Raw genomic sequence first — 22380 nt, 5'->3', positions numbered from 1 at the left:
TTTTAAAGAGCTTCTTTTTTTTATAATTTCAGTATTGGGCAGGATACTATTCACTCATTGATATTATATATTTGAAACAGGACACCATAGAGACGTTAATAGATTACTAAACCTAATGAAAATAAGAGTTATTACTTATATCGTAAATTACACAATCTTAAGTGTCATATGTTTCATGAGTGTAAGTTGTATAGAGAAAACGAAACGCTCTAAGTTAGAAAGTGAAAAACAAGTAAATATTTTGGTCATTATTGCAGACGATGCAGGTTGGAACGATGTGGGTTTTAATGGATCAGAAATTAAGACACCAAATATAGATTTGCTTGCTCATCAAGGGGTTCTATTGCAACGGTTTTATGTTAACCCTACCTGTTCACCTACACGAGTGTCTTTACTAACAGGTATGCCTGCAAGTAGAATTGGTATCGTGGCTCCTATAAGTGGGACAAGTAAAAAAACATTACCAGATTCTATCATAACACTCCCACAAGTTTTAAAACAACATAATTACGAAAATGCATTATTTGGAAAATGGCATTTAGGTTTGGATATAGCTAATGGGCCTAATACGTTTGGTTTCGATTATTCTTATGGCTTTCTTCATGGACAAATTGATCAATATACACATCGTTATAAAAATGGAGATGCAAGTTGGTATCGCAATTCTAAGTTGATTGAAGAAGAAGGACATACAACAGATTTAATAACAAATGAAGCTATTCATTGGTTAACCAAGTTAAGAGACACTACAAAGAATTTTTATGTTCAACTTGCGTATAGTGCACCACATTTTCCACTTCAAGAAGAAGAGCAATGGAAAGCACCTTACCTAAAATCTATAAAAAATTCATCTAGACGAGATTATGCTGCAGCTATGACGCACATGGATAATAGTATAGGGAAGGTCTTAGAAGCATTAAAGGAACAATCTTTAGAAGAGAATACTCTAATTATTTTTATGAGTGATAATGGTGCTATGGAACATTGGAATCCGACCAGTCAATATAACGGGAAATTTAAGCCTAATCCAGTTTTAGGTAGTAATGATCCCTTACGAGATTGGAAAACATCTAATTTTGAAGGAGCCATTCGAGTTCCTGCTGTTATGTATTGGAAAGGACATTTACCAGAACAATTAAATTCTAATTATATGTCGATTACGGATATTATGCCCACAATATTATCGTTAGTTCATGCAGAAATTCCATCACATGTCGAAGGCAAAAATGTATGGCCAACTATTGAAAATCCGCAACACTTAACAACACATGATATTTATATTCGAGGTCATAAACAAGAAAGTTTAATTCATAAACCTTGGAAAATAATTAGGAACAGACATTTAGACACATCGGAAGCGACTTATCGCCTGTTTAACTTGGAAGCCGATTTTAAGGAACAATATAATGTGATTGATCTCGATACGACAGTAACTGCTAAAATGAAAAAATTACTGCAATTACAGTTTGATAAGGATGATAAAACAGTAAATGTTGAATTGAAGTAAAACACAAATTCATTAAAATTAAAACTTAACAACTAAATAAATTAATTTCAAAATAAAGCATATATGAAAACAATTTTGCAAAGTATTATTTGCTTCTTATGCATAGTTACAATTGCTAATGCACAAAAACAAAAGGATCTGTTTCCAGATGGAACAGAAATAACAGATTGGTTTAGAGACGATACTAAAATTAAATTAAAAGATTTAGGTACACCCTATAAAATAACAGATTTTGGAGTGGTTAACGATAGTACCATTGTTCAAACTTCTAAAATTCAGGGAGTAATCGATTTAGCATCTAAAAATGGAGGTGGGGTTATTATTATTCCTGAAGGCGTATTTTTAAGTGGAGCCCTTTTCTTTAAGCCAAAAACGCACTTACATGTTACTAAAAGTGGCGTTTTAAAAGGTTCTGATAATATTGAAAATTATCCGATTATGCCATCGAGAATGGAAGGCCAAAATTTAGAATATTTTCCAGCTTTAGTAAATGCATATAGTGTAGACGGATTTTCAATTTCTGGTACAGGAACAATTAACGGGAACGGTTTAAATTACTGGAAAGCCTTTTGGGAGCGACGTGAAGAGAATCCAAAATGTACAAATTTGGAAGTTTCTAGACCCCGTTTGGTGTTTATTTGGAATTCGAATAATGTGCAACTTCAGGATGTAAAATTAATAAATGCAGGGTTTTGGTCGAGCCATTATTATCAATGCAATAACGTAAAATTATTAGATTTATATATTTATTCGCCTTACCAACCCATTAAGGCACCAAGCACAGACGCTATCGATTTAGATGTTTGTAATAATGTACTAATAAAAGGCTGTTATATGTCTGTTAACGATGATGCCATTGCATTAAAAGGTGGAAAAGGGCCATGGGCAGATACCGAAGAAGGAAATGGGGGGAATTCTAATATTATAATTGAAGATTGTGAATTTGGGTATTGTCATTCTGCATTAACAAACGGTAGTGAATCTATTCATAACCGAAATATTATTTTTAGAAATTGTAAGGTCGATGGACCTTCACGTTTACTTTGGCTTAAAATGAGACCAGACACCCCACAACTTTACGAACATATTTTAGTCGATAATATTAAAGGAAATGTAAAACGTGGATTGGTTGTTTATCAGTGGAAACAATTTTTTGACTTGCAAGGGCGAAAGGATCCGCCATTATCTACAGGGGCACATATTACAATGAAAAACTTGAATTTAAATTGCGATCGTTTCTTTGCAGTAGACGATTATGATAACATTAAACTTAAAGATTTCACCTTTGAAGATTCAAAAATCATATCCAAAGATGCTACCATTAACAAGAATTTAGTGGATGGTATTTCATTTAAGAATGTTTATGTGAATGATGCATTGGTTAAATAAATTTTAAACATAATATATTTAATGTTTTTAGGGTGAATAGGATGTACTTAGCTTAATTATAAGAGGTTTTTAGTGACTCAATGGCAAGTGTTTAAGAACAAAAATAGGTAGTATTCCTTAAAATTTAGAATATGATAATAGTAATAAGGCTTCTGTTTTTAATATGTAGTATGTATGCATGTACCATTTCTTTAATAGCACAAACGCGAACGGTACAGGTGTTAGAAGAGGGATGGGCTTTTAAAAAAGGAAAGTCTCTAGATGCCTTTAAAATAGAGTTTAACGATTTAAAATGGGAACAAGTAACAGTGCCTCATGATTGGGCTATTTACGGACCATTTGATAAAGACATTGATAAGCAAAATATCGCTATTTCTCAGAATAATGAAAATGTGGCATCAGAGAAAACCGGACGAACAGGTTCTCTTCCATTTATTGGTACAGCTTGGTATAGAAATACATTCGAAGTGCCTAGTTTCGAGACAGGGCAGACCGTTATTTTACTTTTCGAAGGTGTAATGAGTGAGCCTGAGGTCTATTTAAACGGCAAAAAAATTGGAGAGTGGAAATATGGCTATAGCTATTTTTATTTTGATATTTCTAATGCTTTAAAAAAAGGAAAAAATACATTAGCAGTAAAAGCATCAAATCCAGAATTTTCTTCACGCTGGTATCCAGGTGCTGGAATATATAGAAATGTATCCTTAATAGTAAAAAACCATGAAAGTATCGATCAATGGGGTACCTTTATTACCACTCCTTTTATTAGTGATACAGTCGCTCGCGTGAATGTTAAGACACAAGTTACGGGAGAAAACATAACATTAAAGACCACTATTTATGATGCCGATAAAAAATGGGTGGCTACTAATAGTTCGACTATACAATTTGGAAAGTCATTTAATCAAAATTTAAAAGTAGAGCAGCCTAAATTGTGGAGTCCAGAAACACCATATTTATATACAGTTGTGTCTCAGGTTTATGTAAAAGATGAATTAAAAGATGAATTAACTACGCGATTTGGAATTCGAGATGTTAAATTTACAGCCGAAAATGGATTTCAGTTAAATGGGGAAACGACTAAATTTAAAGGGGTGTGTTTACATCACGATTTAGGCCCCTTAGGTACTGCTATTAATAAAGCAGCGCTACGACGTCAATTAACAATTCTTAAAGATATGGGAGCAAATGCGATTCGTAGTGCGCACAATATGCCATCTTTAGAGCAATTGGATTTATGTGATGAAATGGGGTTTTTGTTTTTAGCAGAAAGTTTCGATGAATGGAAAAAACCAAAAGTGAAAAATGGGTACCATCGGTTTTTCGATGACTATGCAGAAAAAGATATTGTGAATTTAGTACACGCCACACGAAACCATCCTAGTATTGTAATGTGGAGTTCTGGCAACGAAGTACCAGATCAATGGGGAGCAGAAGGCGTAAAGCGTGCTAAAAAACTGCAAGATATTTTTCATCGTGAAGATCCCACACGACCTGTAACTGTAGGGATGGATCAAGTAAAGGCAGTTATGGAATCGGGTTTTGCATCACTTTTGGATGTGCCAGGTTTAAATTACCGCGTACATTTATACGAAGAAGCCTACGAGAAATTTCCGCAGGGCATGATTTTGGGGTCGGAAACCGCTTCGACAGTAAGTTCCCGTGGAATATATAAATTTCCCGTAGTACATGAAAAAGAAAAGCAATATCCAGATTTACAGAGTTCATCTTACGATTTAGAAGCCTGTAGTTGGTCAAATCTGCCCGATGAAGATTTTGTTTTACAAGATGATAAAGATTGGGTGATAGGTGAGTTTGTTTGGACTGGTTTCGATTATTTGGGAGAACCTACGCCCTACGATAATTATTGGCCTTCAAGAAGCTCATATTTTGGTATTTCAGATTTAGCAGGTTTGCCAAAAGATAGATATTACTTATATAGAAGCCGTTGGAATAAAAAAGAAGAAACCTTACATATTTTACCGCATTGGAATTGGGAGGGACGAGAGGGAGAGATTACACCTCTTTTTGTATACACTAATTACGATAGTGCAGAGCTATTTGTAAATGGGAAAAGTAAGGGTATTCAGAAAAAAAATAAAGACACACCACAGCAAAGGTACCGTTTAATGTGGATGGATGTTAAATACGAACCAGGAGAGGTAAAAGTTGTTGCTTTTAATAAAGAAGGAAAACCTGTGGCGGAAAAGGAAATTAAAACTGCAGGAAAACCTGATCAACTCGTGCTGAGTCCAGATCGAAAAATTATTAAGGCAGATGGAAAAGATTTGTCTTATGTAGAAGTTTCTGTTGTTGATAAAAATGGAATTCCTTGTCCAATAGCTACTAATCAATTAAAATTTAAAGTAACAGGAAAAGGACGATATAGAGCTGCTTGCAATGGCGATGCCACATCTTTAGAACAATTTCATTTACCAACTATGAAATTATTTAGTGGGAAATTGGTGGTGTTAGTACAGTCTACAATAGAACCAGGAAAAATAGAATTGACTGTTTCTGGAAAAGATTTAAAAACAGCAAAAGTAATTTTAAATTCAAAAGATTAAAATAAATGATTTTCAATAACATTAAAAACATAATTTTATTATTAGCAACTGTTTTGCTACCCATTTCAAGCATTGCGAATTCAGATATCCTTCAAAACAGTAAGGGCATTGTATTCGAAATTTATAGCTCGAAAGGCAAAGCCATTATTTTGTATGATAAAAACTCATCATCTTTAGACTCTGTTACGGCCCATCTTCTAGCCGATGATATTTATAAGGTTACCAATTACAAACCCAAAGTTATAACAAATATTAAACAAGCAAAAGGGCATGTAATAGTTGTTGGTACCATGCCTTCAGATTTGGTCAATCAATTTATAGATGATAAAAGTATTAAGGAAGGATTTAAAAATCAGTGGGATAGTTATTTGTATAAAACCATCGCAAATCCAACTAAAACTATCGACAAAGCTTTTGTTATTGCTGGAACAAATTCTAGAGGCACAGCTTATGGCGTATTTAATATATCCAAAATAATTGGAGTAAATCCTTGGTATTGGTGGGCAGATGTGCCTGTAAAACAAAATAGAGAATTAGTTTTACATCAACCAGAATATTACAGTAAAGCACCATCGGTAAAGTATAGAGGTCTTTTTATAAATGATGAAGATTGGGGATTACAACCTTGGGCAGAAAAAAACTTTGAACCTGAAACAGGAGATATTGGTCCAAAAACCTATGCTAAAATTTTTGAATTGTTGTTGCGTTTAAACGCCAATTCTATTTGGCCTGCTATGCACCCAAGCACCAAAGCCTTTTTTCATTATCCTGGAAACCCTAAAATGGCAGCGTTGTACAATATTGTATTGGGATCTTCTCATGCAGAACCTATGTTACGCAACAATGTAGATGAGTGGGATAAAAAATCTATGGGGAGTTTTAATTACAAAACTAATAAAGAAAAAGTTTATCAATATTGGGAAGACCGAGTAAAGGCAACCAAAGATATTGATGCTATTTATACCATAGGTATGCGTGGTGTGCACGATAGTGGTATGGAAGGTGTAAAAAGTAAAGAAGAGGCAATTGCTGTTTTAAATGAAGTAATTGTAGACCAAAGAGGATTGATAGAAAAGTACATTAATCCAAAGGTGGTAAATGTCCCACAAGCTTTTACAATATACAAAGAGGTACTGGATTTGTATAAAAATGGATTAGAAGTTCCCGAAGATATCACCTTGGTTTGGACAGATGATAATTACGGATACATCAGAAGTTTAAGCAATGCAGACGAGCAAAAACGTGTTGGTGGAGGAGGCGTATATTACCACGCGTCTTATTGGGGAAGACCTCATGATTATTTGTGGTTGAGTTCTACGAGTCCGTATTTAATTCGAGAAGAAATGATGAAAGCTTACAGTTTAAACAACAAAGAAATTTGGATTTTAAATATAGGAGATATCAAACCAGCGGAATATAATTTACAGTTGTTTTTTGACATGGCTTATGATGCAGAACAATTTCAAAATTCAGAATCTGTGTTCACACATCAACAACAATTTTTTAGTGATATTTATGGAAATGAGTTAGGAAGTGAGATTGCTGAAATAAAAAACAACTATTATCAATTGGCTTTCGAACGTAAACCAGAATTTATGGGATGGAGTCAAACAGAAAAAACAACACCTATTTATAATACAGCATATAATACCTTGACAAATGGTGATGAAATTCTACACCGTATTAATGCTTATCAAACTATTGAGACACAAGTACAGGAAATAGAACATAAACTGGCAGAAGAATTTAAAAGTAGCTTTGCACAATTGGTGAGTTACCCTGTGGAAGGAGCCTCTAATATGAATAAAAAGTTTTTGTATAGAGACAAAGCGATGACATATGCGCAAGAAGGTCGTCAAAGTGCTGCACAATACAAGGAGATGTCAGAAAAGGCATATGATAAAATTGTGTCTTTAACAAAAAAGTACAATAGATTGAATAACGGAAAATGGCAAGGCATGATGGATATGAAACCAAGACGATTACCTGTTTTTGACAATCCGGAAATAAATCTTACAGAAATTAGTGATAAAGATGCCATAGGAGTCACTGTAGAAGATACGTTAAAGACAAAAGAAGGGATTGATAAATTGCCAACTTTTTACGTGAATGAGACGGCATCTCACTTTATAGATATTTATCTAAAATCTCTAAATAAAGCGAATTGGAAGTTTGATACATGCCCAAATTGGATTAATATATCCAAAACATTAGGAACGTTAAATGAAAAGAATTTAGATCGTAGAATACAAATTTCTATCAACTGGAATCTTTGGGAAAAAGCAGGAAAACCGAATTCAGAAACTTTAAAGATAATTGCAGATAGTTTTGAAAAAGACCTTCAAATTAATATTTCTGCAAGTTATTTAAATGTTCCTAAAAACAGCATTGTAGAAAAAAACGGCAAGGCAATTGTGTATGCAAATAATTTTGTAAATAATGAGAAAAAAGAGGATTTAGCATGGGAAGAAGTAAAAGGATTAGGACATTCTAAGAGCACTATGCAAGCATTACCCTTAAGTGCTGAATCTGTTTTAGATCAAACAAAAGGTCCTGTTTTATCTTATGAATTTTTTACTGAAACCATAACGGAAAAAGCCATGATAGATATTGTTGCCATGCCAACCCATCCTTTAAATACAGATGGAAAAGTAAGAATTGCTGTACAATGGAATGACGAACCTATAAAAATAATAGATTTTAAAACTGAAGGTAGAAGCGAAATCTGGAAACAAAATGTGTTGCGTAACAAAGCCATCAACCAAATTAAAACTCCAATAAAGAACAAAGGCAAACAAACCTTAAAAATTTATATGGTAGATGCAGGTGTGTTGTTAGATTATTTTGTATTAAACACAGGTGAAACTTCGGAAGTTTACCCATTAGTGTCAGAAACAATTAATGAATAAATTGATCTTTATGAGGATGAGTATTTTAAAAAGGAAGTATGTTGTCTCAGTTTGTTTATTATGCTATTAAACTGTAAATAGCCAGCATAAAAAAGGAAATAATAGTATTTTTTTGGCGTGCCGTAGTTTGATAATAATGGAAAAGTAGTGAGTGGACATGAAGTAGGAATTACAAAAGAGGGTAATCGGTTTTATCTTTTTGAGGATACTATTCATCGTGCCCTTTTTTAATTATTAACATCAATAGTATTTTTAAGGTTTTAAAATTCGTTCTTGGTTTAAAGTAAATTGGTGTTAATAGTTGTTTAAGGTGATGTTGGATTCACCTTTCCAGGCAATCTCTTGGGGTACTAGTAAACCGAGTATTATAACTGCTAGCTAGTTGGCCATAAGCTTCGGTAATATATTGACTTCCGTTGGTAAAAGGATTCAACATCACAATTTAAAAATATTGCTCCAGTTCCGGTGGTGTGGTAAAACGGTTTTGAACTAAAAAAAGTAAAAGTACAGTTTTTGTAAAGTCCTGTGCCACAAAGGGCATCGTCTGTAGATTCAAAATGACAACCTTCAAAAAAAAACTCTTTTACGAGCCACAAAAGGACATAAATTTAATCAGCTGATAAAATGTGTGTTTTTTGCTATAATTTTATCACCATTGCAAATAATTAATTGTGCTTGTACAATAGCTGTCGCTCTTTCTATCTGTTTTATTTAGGTTTTAAAGGATAATTTAAATCTACATTATACTAATTTCCAAAAGTAATGTTTTTAGATTTAGTCCCTTAATTATCAATAGGTAAAAAAGTAAAATTAGCGTTAGCTCATATGGTTTGCCCTCTATTTAGAGGCAAAACTATATATGTCAATTTTTACTCAATCCATATAAAGTTAACCAATAGCATTTAATCTCTAAATCATAAGGAATATTACTTCCTTTTTTTGAAATTTTAATTGTTGGTTTGATAAAAGTTTAAAATCGTATAAATAAAAGAAGAAAAAGTTTGATTTTTTTTCATAGCTATATAAGGTACTTACATAGTGCATTTGAATAGAAACCTCATAGTATGGCTATTTTATGTAATTCAAACCAGTTATTTGAAATTAATTTAGACCCCCTAGGTAATATGTCTCTAAAACAAGAAGCAAGGTCTGCCTATTAATTAAGCAATACCTTGCATTTTGTGGGGTTAAAACGTTTCCATAGAGATTTTGGAATATAATAGATTCTCCACGAATAACTAAAACGCTATTTTTATTTTTGTATTGGCAATTCAATATAATCTCTTAGGCCAATAGATTTAGATTTTTTAAGAATTTCTGCTAATACTAAAGCATTAAAAGTGGCACCTTCCTTTCCCGTATGTGTGTGATCTTGTGGAAAGAAAGTTTTTACATGTTCCTTGCCAAGAGCTTCATATTTTAATGCAATAGCTTCACTTAAATCAATATAAGCAACATCTTCTGCTTTTGCGGCCTGTTCAGACCAAGTTATGTACGTTTCGGAGCGTCTCTCAACTTTGCCATTTGGCCATTCGTTTCTTGGTGTTAAGCTTAATACAATTGGAATAGCACCTTTGGCTTTTGTGTCTTGAATCATTTTAATCATATTCCAACCAAAAGTATGGACGGTTTCAGTAACACTATCCCGATTAACCTCTTGGGTTTCGTTACCCATATCTGGCAAAGAACCTCTGTATTTTTTCTTGTCGATATTACCAGCATCATTATGTCCAAACTGAATAAACACATAATCTCCAGCTTTAAATTCAGCAAGTGCTTTATCCCACAAACCTTCATTAATAAAAGTACGCGTGCTACGTCCACCACGTGCTTTGTTAATAACGTTTACGCGCATCGTATCTACAAATTTGGGAAACGGAATGCCCCAACCTACAACCATATCGTTGTTGTTATTAGCCATAGTAGAATCACCAATTAAGTAGATATTCTTCTTTTTAGGAAATGTTATCTTAGGATTTTTAAGCACATAATCTTTTAGAGAGTTATCCGTTTGCTTTAAACCTTCAATAATAGAGGATGCAGCCAATGCAGCACCTTTTGCAGAGGTATGTGTATGGTCGCGTTTATAAAAATAAGTTCCTGTAACTTTTAATTCTCCAAAACCTTCAAGTTTTTCTGCTAATTTATCGTTTAAATCGATGAAGGTTACGTTTTCTTTTTCAGCAATCTGTTTTGCCCAAAGACCATAAGACTCGTTGTTTCTAGGTATTTTTCCATCTTCCCACTTGTTCCTAGGAATAGGCGACATGATTACAGGGATGGCTCCTTTTGCTTTCGATTCTTTTACTATTTTATTGATATACCAACCGTAGCTATGTACAATTTCATGTTCGTGAGTAAGCATATTATTTATTTCTTCAGATTCGTTTCCAATACCTTTTATCGTACCTCTAGCGCGAATGGTGTCGTTAACAGGGCCATTATCGTTATGTCCAAATTGAATTAAAACATAATCGCCTTTGTGTAATTTTTTTTGAACAGAATCCCATAAACCTAAATTCTGATAGGTTCGGCTACTCGTACCGCCTAAGGCATGGTTTTTTATGGAGACTTTTGTGGTATCTAAAAATTGACCAATAAAATCGCCCCAACCCCAAAGTCCGCCATCACCATTTCCTTTACCATTTTTTACGGTAGAATCACCAACAGTGTATACAGTAGGTTTTTTAAGGTGTTGTTTCTCGGATTCGGAACAATTGATAAAACAGATGCTAAGGAGAAGAAAAGTTATAATTTGAAAGATTTTCATAATTGGTAATAAATTTTATTATAGTTAATTATTTCGAAAGTCGAACCACAGCGTCATTGGGATCCCTTGGTCACCGCTTTTAATTCTAATACTGGTAGGCTGACTTTCAGGGCCTTGATCTTCTAAAGATTTAAACGCTCGCATGCCTGGGATCTCATACATAAAAGAAATATTCCCTTCAGGGAATTCGGGTTGCGGGAACACTTTGGATACTGCTTTTTGAGGTAAATCAGGTGTAAATAGTCTTAAAAATAATTTGTCAGATTCGCTAAAGAATTTGAGGTTGCCATGTTCTGTTTTTAAATTAGCCACTAACATATTAGCGTGGTAACCTTTAAACTCTGGGTAGACTAAATTCTCGAAACTTTCCCCAGTTATCGTTTTGTTATAGTCTTTTTCCCAAAGCCCCATAGTGGCACCCTTTAATCTATTTTTCCAAACACGATAAGGGCCGTTTCCTAACCATTTTATGCTTTTAACACCGTTTTCAGGAAAATCGAACGTGAGTCCAAACTGGCTAATTTCACCTTGAATAAAGGCACCGTCAAATCCACTACTTCTTCCTGCATTTTTAAGTAATACGGCTTTCATTTTTAATCGTCCGTCACCATGCATAGTCCATCTAATATGGTCTATTCCGCCACTATAGTTTACCGTGCAAACAACAGAATCTTTGAATTGCTCGGTTTTAATAGTTTCAACCTCGGCTTTCATCCCAACGGGTCTTGGACCATTTATAAATGGAACATCACCAGTTTTATTTGTTATTTTAGTAATTTCTCCAGTTTTGCTATCCAATTCTACATTTAACTCTTCACTGGTTAAAGCCACTTTGTTTGCAATTTGACTTATACTAACTTTAGAATTTTCTTTTTCTGTTTTAATAAATTTATTAGCAAAATAAGGAGCTCTGTGTATAGGCCAAGACCAAGTATAAATTTCTCGACCGTGCTTATCCGTAGCGGTGATTTCTAACCAATCTCCTTTAAAAAAAATATTTGGCAGATCAAAATTGATTTTTCTTGTTTCTCCTGGTGGAATGTCGGTTATTTTAATAGGGTTTTGAGCTATTACTTCGGCTTTATTAGAATTATAAATCACATCATTATCAGCTTTTAGTACTCGGTATTCTAGTGTACAGCTGTTCAGGTTAGTGTAAATATATGTATTGGTAATCAAGAACGAACCATCAAAGGTTGAGGTGATTTGTTTGGGTTTAAATTGAATTGGAGACCAAACCTCTTTTACAGTAAAGAAACTACCTTCTTTTTCACGATGTGGCCCTAAAACCCCATCGGCGGCTAAATTTCCTTTAGAATCGTATTTTTGTTCGCCCTTCCAATCGGTTCGCAATACAGCTTCATCCAGCATGGCCCACATAAATCCGCCAGCGAAAAGTGGACTTTTAGAGTAACGTGTCCAGAAATCGTCTAGACCAGCTCCAATACCGTTATCGTAAGTTCCGTGCATAAATTCTGTTGGGAAAAACACATTTTCACCATTATTAAAACGGTGCATACCTGTTAAATAAGTCGGGTAGTGGTGAGTATCCCATCCATCAAAATCAGACCAAGGGTGAATAACAATTCTGTTTTGCGGATCGTACTTGTGAAACAGGTGATCGGTTTCGTAATTCCAACCGCCTTCATTGCCGTGATCCCAAATAATTACAGAAGGATGATTCACGTCGCGTTGTACCGTTTCTTTAATGAGTTTACTGCCTACTTTGGTGTCGTAAGGGTTTTGCCAACCCGCTAATTCATTTAAAACAAAAAGGCCTAAAGAATCACATACTTCTAGAAAATGCGTAGCGGGCGGATAATGAAAACGCACGGCATTCATATTCATGTCTTTGATTAAATTTACGTCTAACACGCTAATATCTTTATCGGTACTGCGCCCAGATTCCGGCCAGATTTCATGACGATTTATACCTTTCATGACGATCTTTTTGCCATTGACGTAAATTCCATCTTTCTTTAAAAACTCTAATGTCCTAAATCCGATTTTGGTTTTAGAAGTGTGGATTGTTTTTCCTTTATTTTTAAGTGATAAACTAAGTGTATATAAGTTTGGAGATTCTGGATCCCAGGTTTTTATACCGTTCCACTTCGCTTTAATAGTTTGTAATTGGTCTTTATGAATGATATCTACCGTAATTGATGGGAATTTTTCATCACTACCAATTGGACTAATATTCGCTTCAATAGTACTGTTTTTAGGAATGTTTACCAATTCTAAATCAGCAGATAAAGAACCGTCCATTTTAGCATCTACCGCAACGTTTTTTATATTAGAGTTTGGAGCTACATTTAACCAAACAGGTCTGTAAATACCTCCAAACAACCACCAATCTGTCTTGCGTTCTGCATTGTTTACTGTATGGTTACTTGAGTGTTTTGATACATGAACTTCTAAAAGATTTTCAGTTCCGTAATTTAACAAAGAAGTAATGTCGTATTTAAACTCATAAAACCCACCTTGGTGAATGTCTCCAGCAGATTTTCCATTAATTTTTACTTCAGTATCTGTCATGGCGCCACCAAAGACAATGGTTACATTTTTTCCTTTATAATTAGCAGGAATATTGAATTTATACTTGTAAAATCCTTCTTCTTTACTGGGCTCTTGTTGGTCTAATTCTTTATACCATCTACCGTAAGTATATTCTCCAAAACCTTCTAACTCCCAGTTAGATGGTACATTAATTGTTGTCCATGTGTTACTATTGTGTCCGTCGGTACACATAAAATCCCATTGTACCGGGTTTTTGAAGTCTTTTCCTGAAAGGTAAATTTTTTCTGTTTTTTGAGCAAAGCCAGTCCAACCTATAGAGAGTAAGGCGATGAGCGTAAAGTGACAATGTTTATTAAAAATTTTACTTATAAATTTCATGGTTCTGTGTTTAGTTTCCGTCGGGTGTTTCGTTTTCAAATCTGCCACTCATAGGCACTGTCCAATCCAGTAGCTGGTCTGGTTGATTTGGATTATATTTTGGAGTCTCTTTAATAATATATTTTGATAATTCTAAATTTAGATTTTGAATTCCTAAAAGCACAGCTTTTGCAATTTCATTCGCTCCAAAACTGTTAAAATGAGTATTGTCTTCTAGAGCTTTTGTTTGTCCAGGAAAGGTGTTGGCAGGATATTGTACAAAGGCTTTTCTAGAAGAGGCTTCTCCCCAAGCTTCATACATTTTAGTGGTCATTTTTGTAATATCTATTAAAGGTACCTGCAAATCTGTAGCTACTTTGCGCATGGCGTTTGGGAAATCGCCATGAGTTGGTTTTAATTTACCGTTAGTGTCAAAAGCACGACGTTGTGTTGGCGTTACTAAAACAGGAATCCCGCTTTTGTCACGTGCTTTGGTAACAAACTCTTTTAGTAAATTGGTATATAAACCCCATGCACCATTGCCTTCGGCTTTTATTTTTTCATCATTATGACCGAATTCTATAAATAAATAATCTCCTTTTTTCATTAAAGATAATATTTTGTCTAACCGATGTCTCGCTTTAAACGAAGGTAAAGATGCACCAGATTGGGCATAATTAGCAATCACAATATCATCCGTAAAATAATTAGTTATTAATTGTCCCCAGGATGCCCAAGGTTCTAAATTTTGATCGGTAACTGTAGAGTCCCCAGCTAAAAATACAATTGTAATTTTTGTAATTGGTGTGATGGTTATGCTTTGAATTTCAAAATCTCCAAGAAATTCAAGCGTTAATTTATCATCCCAATTTAAAGAGTTTTTTTCTCGATCTTTAATATTAATTTGTGTTGTATCACTGATTTTTGGTGTCCGTACATTTATAGCAAAACTGTTATTGACAGACTTGTTTTTGGGTACTTGGATTTCGCGTAACATCAATCGTTTAGATTCTGCTTTAATTGTAGTTTTAGAAGGGGTGTCTCCACCTAGAATCACATCAACTTTATAATCCCCTTCAGAGAGTTTTACAGAGAAATATGTGGATTCTATTCCCGAAATCCCTGTTTTAGTAAAGTTTATGTGTTTTCCGGTGTTAAAATCAAATCCATAACCCAAGGCTTCAGTATATACTATAGATTTTGAAATTGATATTTCAGAATTATTCGTCTTATGGTCTCCAAACTTAAAAACCTTAGGTAGGGGTTGTTGCTGTGCATGCAGCGGAAAAGCAAAAATAAAAAAGACTATTAAAATTCTATAAAGAGTCATTTGAATTGAATGTATTTAAGTGCCTAATTTCGATATTAAATGAAAGATCATTCAAATAAATTTAAGCCCAGTATTTATATTTTACTAAGGTATTGTCTAAAATGTAAAACACTATCCTGTACTATTATGAATACAATAGATTTTAAAATAGAAAATTTTCTCTAATTAGCTGTAAAACGTTTTTCGAAGCTTATTATTTATGGAGGTATGAGAATCCCCCTGTAGGTACAGGATGCTTTTTATTTTAGATTTGTAGATCTTGGCTTTTTAGTAAAAAAAAGTTACATGAATAGATTAGTATTATTTCTTCTAATAGGTATTACCTTTTGGTCTTGTGCTAAGGTTGAAAAGCAACAAAATATAAAAGGGGAACTTAATCAACCACCTATTCCAGGATGGATTGATAAGGTTGGAGCAGAAACATTTAAAATACCAGAACAGACATTTTTAGTAAACGACTACGGTGCCATAAATGATGGAGTGACTTTAAACACCGTTGCTATACAAAAGGCTATAGATGCGTGTGCTGAGGCTGGAGGTGGAACCGTTGTCTTTAAACCTGGGCGCTATCTTTCAGGGTCTATTTTTATTAAAAAAAACATCCGTTTTCGTATAGATAAAGGCGTCACTATTTTAGGAAGTGAGCGTATTCAAGATTATAAAGATATAGATACCCGTGTGGCTGGTATAGAAATAAATTGGCCAGCGGCATTAATTAATGTAAGAGATCAAGACAATGTAATTATCGAAGGTGATGGCATTGTAGACGGACAAGGGAAAGTGTTTTGGGATTATTATTGGAAACTCAGAAACGAAGATTACGAACCTCGTGGTTTACGTTGGATTGTCGATTATGATGCTAGACGACCACGAACCATTTTAATTTCGGATGCCAAAAATGTTGTGCTTAAAGATTTACAATTGCAAAAAGCAGGGTTCTGGACGGTACAAGTCTTGTATTCCGAATATATAACCGTGGATGGATTAACCATTAGAAATAATATAGGAGGTCATGGTCCAAGTACAGATGGTATTGATATTGATTCGTCAACATATGTGTTGGTTCAGAATTGTGACATCGATTGTAATGACGATAATTTTTGCTTGAAGGCAGGACGAGATTGGGATGGCCTTCGCGTTAATAAGCCTACAGAATATATTGTTATTAAAGACTGTATAGCAAGAAGAGGTGCTGGTTTATTTACTATTGGTAGTGAAACATCAGGAAGTATTCGACATGTATACGTGTCTAATATTATAGGATTAGGGACAAAAAATGGTTTAAATATAAAATCTGCAACAACGCGTGGTGGAACGGTAGAAGATATTTATTTACAAAACATAAAAATGGATAGTGTTGGAACGTTTATGAAAGTAACCATGAACTGGAATCCAACGTATAGTTATTCAAAATTACCTAAGGAACTTAATCAAGATAGCATACCTACGCATTGGAAGAAAATGTTGAAACATGTTGAGCCCGCATCTAAAGGGATTCCGACTTTTAAAAATATCAATTTGTCCAATATAGATGTAAAAGGTGCTAAAACGGCAATAAACGTCAATGGTTTAGAAGCTTCAATTATAGAGAATTTTATCTTAAAAAATGTGTCTATTGAAGCAGAAACAGCCGGTAAAATACACTATAGTAAAGGTTGGACTTTAGATAATGTTACTATTAAAACCAAAGATAGCTCGAGAGTTAGTTTAGAGCATACATCAAACATTGTATTCACCGATAAAAATTATCATCATTAATTATGGCTTTTAAGTTAAAATACATGCTGTTGAGTCTTGTCCTCTTGGGATCAATATCTACATTTTCTCAAGCATCACAAACCGTATGGCACGACACTATAAGACAATTGCATTATAAACCCGATGGAAGAGGTTTTAAATTGGTAGATGGATCAAGGAAATTCAATCGTGCACTATATGGTACCAATACCGGTTTTCGGGTAGAAACAGGTGATTTGCCTGAATTTGCCATGTACATGCCTGGTATGGGGGGAAATTTTAAGTTGGGAATTACTAATGGTACCCAAACTAAATGGATTACGGCCTGTGATGAGATCGCGACCCGATACGAACCGGGGACAATGTTATACGAGATTCGTGATGTCCTTTTAAATGATGGAATAATAAAAATACAAGTGGTTGCTTTAGCAGAAAGCGAGGGATTTATTACAAAAATTTCTGTTGAAAGAGTACCGAATAACACTAATTTAATTTGGGGATTTGGAGGTGCAACAGGTAAGAAATTTCATCGTGATGGCGATATAGGAGCCGATCCAGAATCCGTGTTTTATTTGCAACCGAAATACTGTATTAATAATGAATTTGAAATTAAAAAGACCAGTTTTAAATTGCATTATGGTTCGGAAAGTAATAAAAAGAAAACAGGAAATAATAGAACCATTATCGGTCAGTTTCCAGAGGCTAAAGTAAAATTGGCTTCAGCTTATCATCAAAAATCCCCTGAAGATTTATTTAAATCTAAAGCGGATTCTTTACCTGTGTTTTCAGGAAAGTTAAACTTACAATCTGATGCTGTTTTTTATTGGAAGTTTGAAAATAGTGAAGACTTTATTATTGAAAGTCAAACTGAAATATCAGAAGCCTTTAAAAAAGGAATCGAAAAAGTAAAGCAACTAAGTGCACGTGTTCAAATTGAAACGCCAGATGCGTATATTAATACTTTAGGTGGTGCTTTGGCGGTTGCTGGCGACGGCATTTGGGAAGATCCCGCATATTTACACGGTGCGGTAGCTTGGCGTATGCATCTAAATGCATGGCGGGGTGCTTCGGTTGCCGACGCATTGGGTTGGAAAGATCGTGCAGAAACACATTTTAAAAGTTATGGTAAATCTCAGGTTTTAGAACCAGAAACAGGACCTGTAGTTTTAGATAGTTTACGAAATTTTGCACGTCAAAAAGAGGTTTTAGGAACGTCTATGTTTAGTCGTGGGTATATTAGTCGACGTCCAAACAACAACACCATTGCACATCATTACGATATGAATTCGGTGTTTATAAATCAATTATTACGACATTATTTATGGACAGGCGATTTGGAATTTATGAAGGACATGTGGCCTGTCGTGAAAATGCATTTAGCTTGGGAAAAGCGAAATTACGATGTCGATAACGACGGACTTTACGATGCTTACGCTTGTATTTGGGCGAGCGATGCCTTGCAATATAGTGGAGGAGGCGTAACGTATGCATCGGCTTATAATTATAGTGCGAATAAATTGGCTGCTCAAATTGCACAAATTTTGGGTGAAGATTCTAGTTTGTATGAGGCTGAAGCCAAGCACATTAAACAAGCTGTTCAAGAGCAGTTATGGATTGGAGAAAAAGGTGTTTTTGCTGAATTTAAAGACTTACTCGGTAATAAATTATTGCATGAAGAACCTGGGTTATGGACCATTTATCACAGTTTAGATGAAGGTATTGCAGATGGTTTTCAGGAATTTCAAATGCTGAATTATGTCGATCAGGAGATTCCGCATATTCCAATCACTACAAATAATCCAGAACATACCGATTTGTTTTTAGTGTCTACAACTAATTGGCAACCATATACGTGGAGTGTAAACAATGTGGCTTTAGCCGAAAATTTACATGCTTCGTTGGCTTATTGGCAAGGTGGAAAACAAGAAAAAGCCTTTCAACTTTGGAAAAGTGCTTTGGTGGAAACCATGTATTACGGAGCTTCGCCAGGAGGATTTCAACAATTGTCTTTTTATGATGCTATTCGTGGAGAATTGTATCGCGATTTTGCCGATCCTATTGGGATGGCTGCGCGTTCGTTAGTAGAAGGTTTATTTGGAGTTCAGCCTAATGCGCTAGAAAATACTTTAGTTATTCAACCCGGTTTTCCAAAATATTGGAATCATGCGGCTATAAATGTCCCAGATGTCAGTTATAGTTTTAAAAGGGACAAGCATATTTCAACCTACCATATTGAACCTAAATTTAATTCTGATTTTAATTTAAAATTGTTAGTTAAACCAGAAGCATCGACTATTAAACAAATCACTATCAACAATAAAAAAGTAGATTGGAAGTTGGATGGAGATGCTATTGGACAACCAAACATTATTATTGAAAGTGATTATAAACCGGAGTACGACATTGAAATTACTTGGGGAAAAACAACGTTAGATGATTTTGAAGAAGATAGATCTCTGTTTGCTGGAGAAACGTTTGTGTTAAAACCGAAAGATGCAAAATTACTTCAAATTAAAGATCCACAAGATGCGTTTTTTAAAGTGGATTTACTACCAAATCACTTAAAAGCTATTATAAACCTATCTGAAGGCTATAACACCGTATTTGTGAAATTGAATCAAGATGATATGACATGGTGGGAACCTGTTTCAATAAAGGTGAAACCTCGTATTCAAATTGAAAATGTGGAACATCATACTCAAACAGTTTTAGTTTTATTCAAAACTAATTTTGAAAATGAATCAATTAAAAGCATAAAGATAAATGGAGACGTTGTTAAAAATAAGATTGAAAAAACTGCGGGTAATCTGCGTTTAGAAATTGATAAGCGTTTCTGTGTTCCAGGGACAAATCTATTAGACATTGAAACTAAAAGAGGTGAAACTATTTCTTTAACGTTTCAGGATTGGGATCTTATTTTAAATGATGATTCTAAAACAGAAATGATTGTAATGCCATCTTTTAATGCCAAAGTCTCCGAAGTTTTTGAACAGAAATATATGAGCCCGCGACCGACATCACCAACATTGCAATTGCCAACACAAGGGATTGGAAATTGGTGTTATCCGTATATAGCTCCTATCATAGATGATACTGGTTTGCGAGAGGAAGCTTCTGAATCAGGCTTTATCACATCAAATCAACAAATTCCTTTAAATATTTCAAATACAGAACAGAATATTGTATTTACATCGATGTGGGATAATTTTCCAGAAACGTTTAAAATTCCGCTTAAAGGCAAAGCGAAACATGCCTACTTTTTAATGGCAGGAACAACAAATCCGATGCAAACTCATATGGAAAATGGAAGTATTACGGTGTATTATACAGATGGCACTTCTGATATTTTATCTTTAAAAAACCCAGAAAATTGGTGGCCCATAGAACAAGATTATTTTGTAGATGGTTTTGCATTTAAAACGAATGCGACGAAGCCACCACGATTGTATTTAAAGTCAGGTAAGTTTAATACAGATTTTAAAGATTATAAACCAATAAAAGGGTTTTCTGATTATGCTATTGATGGCGGTGCAGCAACTTTATTAGATTTACCACTAAACCCTGAAAAAACATTGGATCATTTTGAAGTAAAAACCATAACAAATGATGTGGTTATTGGGGTAATGAGTATAACGCTTATAAGAGATTAATATAGTATAAAATGAAATTTAATATGAGATGGAATCAATATAAGTTGTTTAAAAAGGTAATGATTGCAATGGTTTTACTAAGTCCAATTGGGGCATTAAAATCTCAAACACAAAACATTAAGAATGACACGTTTTGGGATACTAAGAACGGTGAGCCAATTTATAGTCAGGGCGGTGGCGTTTTTAAATTTAAAGATCCCGATACTAACCAAGAAAAATATTATTGGTATGGTGTACATTATAAAGAAGCGGAACTGTATAGACAGGATCCATCTGTGACACAACCGCAAGCTAGTTTTGAATCGGTAAGTTGTTATACGTCTTCAGATTTGGTAAATTGGGAAGCAGAAGAACCTGTACTAAGTTTAGAAGAACTTAAAAAACATGAGGCACATAATATGTGGGTGGGGCGTTTAGGTGTCGCATATATTAAAGAACTTAAAAAGTATGCCATGTTTGTGCAACATAACAGCCAGGTTTTAATAACGGTATCAGACCGTCCTACGGGACCATTTAAATGGCATCAGCGCATAAATATGGAGCCTATAATTGGAACAACCAATACAGGCGATCAAACTGTGTTTACAGATGAGGATACTGGAAAATCATATCTAGTGTATTCCTATGGTAAAGGCCGACATAAAATCTACATTTCAGAAATTGGTGTTAAAGATGGTATGGTTAATTTATTAGATTGCACCCAGGTTTTTAAAGGAGCTGGGCGCGAAGGCAATTGTATGTTTAAATACAAAGGCAAGTATTATTTGTTTGCTTCTAATTTATATGGTTGGGATTCTTCATATGCTTATTATTTAGTGGCCGATGATATTAAAGGGCCTTATACACCCGAAAACAAGATGTTAATTACACCTGGATCTTTAGACGATTATGCCCATATTACGCAAACTGGTTTTTTTGTTACGGTAAAAGATAGCGATAAAGAGTTTGTGATGTATTGTGGCGACAGGTGGTCCGATTTTGCAGGAAATGGTTTAGGATACAATCAATGGTTTCCTATAACTTTTGAAGGTGACGAACCCTACTTTAATTCTTTAAATTCATGGAATTTTGACATTTCTACTGGAAATTGGAACGTTGCAAATGATAATAATTATGTTAAGAATGGAAGTTTTGAAGCGGATCGAAGGTGTATTCCGAGTCCTATAAAACCAATTCAAGAGCAATTAAAAGCATGGGTAACCAAAGTGTATCAGGGTAATGTTATTGTTATTGAATCTGAAGATTCTCCCGTGTTAAACTATTTTAATACCGAAGCAGACAGAAAGCATGTTATAGGCGAAAAAAGCTTAAATATGTCTGATAACATAAAATTCAAAAGAAAAGTATATCAAATTATTGAATCGACACCTTATGTGAAATTACAAGATGGTAATTACACTCTAAAGGCTAAGATTAAAAACACGGCAAATTTTAATCATTTAAAAATGTATGCAGAAAGCGGAGGAAAACAAAAGATGTTTACTGTTGAAGATGTAAACCATACATGGACATCCATTAATATAACAAATATTGCAGTGGTACATGGTAAAGTTGAAATTGGTTTCATAGCCGAAGGTCAAGCCACTGCGAGTTGCCAGATAGATGATGTTTCCTTTGTTAAAATGAATTTATAAATAAGAACAACAA

At 34.3% G+C, this 22380-nt stretch carries 10 protein-coding genes; 7 read left to right on the top strand and 3 right to left on the bottom strand.

Annotation, left to right across the window (positions count from 1 at the left end; all coding sequences use genetic code 11):
• Nucleotides 1-175 precede the first annotated feature (175 nt).
• From ACKC83_RS17275 to ACKC83_RS17260, 4 genes are all read left to right on the top strand, one after another.
• Nucleotides 176-1507: a sulfatase family protein gene (locus ACKC83_RS17275; RefSeq protein ID WP_434036508.1), complete on the top strand. Its 1332-nt coding sequence runs from the start codon at nt 176-178 to the stop codon at nt 1505-1507.
• 63 nt (nt 1508-1570) lie between these two features.
• A complete protein-coding gene (locus tag ACKC83_RS17270; protein ID WP_434036507.1) occupies nt 1571-2896 on the top strand; it encodes a rhamnogalacturonidase in 1326 nt (441 codons plus the stop codon).
• A 131-nt stretch (nt 2897-3027) separates the two neighbouring features.
• Nucleotides 3028-5463, top strand: a complete 2436-nt coding sequence (gene galB, locus ACKC83_RS17265) for a beta-galactosidase GalB (protein WP_434036506.1) — start codon at nt 3028-3030, stop codon at nt 5461-5463.
• 5 nt (nt 5464-5468) lie between these two features.
• Nucleotides 5469-8372, top strand: coding sequence for a glycosyl hydrolase 115 family protein (locus tag ACKC83_RS17260; RefSeq protein ID WP_434036505.1), 2904 nt, complete (start codon nt 5469-5471; stop codon nt 8370-8372).
• Between the two features lie 1252 nt (nt 8373-9624).
• On the opposite strand, the gene ACKC83_RS17255 is transcribed toward ACKC83_RS17260, so the two are convergent.
• From ACKC83_RS17255 to ACKC83_RS17245, 3 genes are read right to left on the bottom strand one after another with little or no spacing between them, the layout of a single operon-like run.
• The gene (locus ACKC83_RS17255) at nt 9625-11142 is read right to left on the bottom strand and encodes a rhamnogalacturonan acetylesterase (RefSeq protein WP_434036504.1); all 1518 of its coding nucleotides are present in this window, start codon (nt 11140-11142) and stop codon (nt 9625-9627) included.
• Between the two features lie 24 nt (nt 11143-11166).
• A complete protein-coding gene (locus tag ACKC83_RS17250) occupies nt 11167-14037 on the bottom strand; it encodes a glycoside hydrolase family 2 TIM barrel-domain containing protein (protein ID WP_434036503.1) in 2871 nt (956 codons plus the stop codon).
• A gap of 10 nt (nt 14038-14047) precedes the next feature.
• On the bottom strand, nt 14048-15346 hold the full coding sequence (locus tag ACKC83_RS17245; protein ID WP_434036502.1) for a rhamnogalacturonan acetylesterase: 1299 nt from the start codon (nt 15344-15346) through the stop codon (nt 14048-14050).
• Nucleotides 15347-15631: 285 nt separating this feature from the next.
• Here ACKC83_RS17245 and ACKC83_RS17240 point away from each other — a divergent pair, with 285 nt between their 5' ends.
• From ACKC83_RS17240 to ACKC83_RS17230, 3 genes are read left to right on the top strand one after another with little or no spacing between them, the layout of a single operon-like run.
• Nucleotides 15632-17104: a glycoside hydrolase family 28 protein gene (locus ACKC83_RS17240; protein WP_434036501.1), complete on the top strand. Its 1473-nt coding sequence runs from the start codon at nt 15632-15634 to the stop codon at nt 17102-17104.
• 2 nt (nt 17105-17106) lie between these two features.
• Entirely contained in the window at nt 17107-20733 is a 3627-nt protein-coding gene (locus tag ACKC83_RS17235) for a DUF4450 domain-containing protein (RefSeq protein ID WP_434036500.1), read from the top strand.
• Between the two features lie 23 nt (nt 20734-20756).
• Nucleotides 20757-22367 carry a family 43 glycosylhydrolase gene (locus tag ACKC83_RS17230; RefSeq protein ID WP_434036499.1) on the top strand — a complete coding sequence of 537 codons (1611 nt, stop codon included), beginning with the start codon at nt 20757-20759 and terminating at the stop codon, nt 22365-22367.
• Nucleotides 22368-22380 lie beyond the last annotated feature (13 nt).

Origin of the sequence: Formosa bonchosmolovskayae, assembly GCF_051016085.1 — a bacterium.
GTDB lineage: Bacteria > Bacteroidota > Bacteroidia > Flavobacteriales > Flavobacteriaceae > Formosa.
This window is presented reverse-complemented; position numbering and strand designations above follow the sequence as displayed.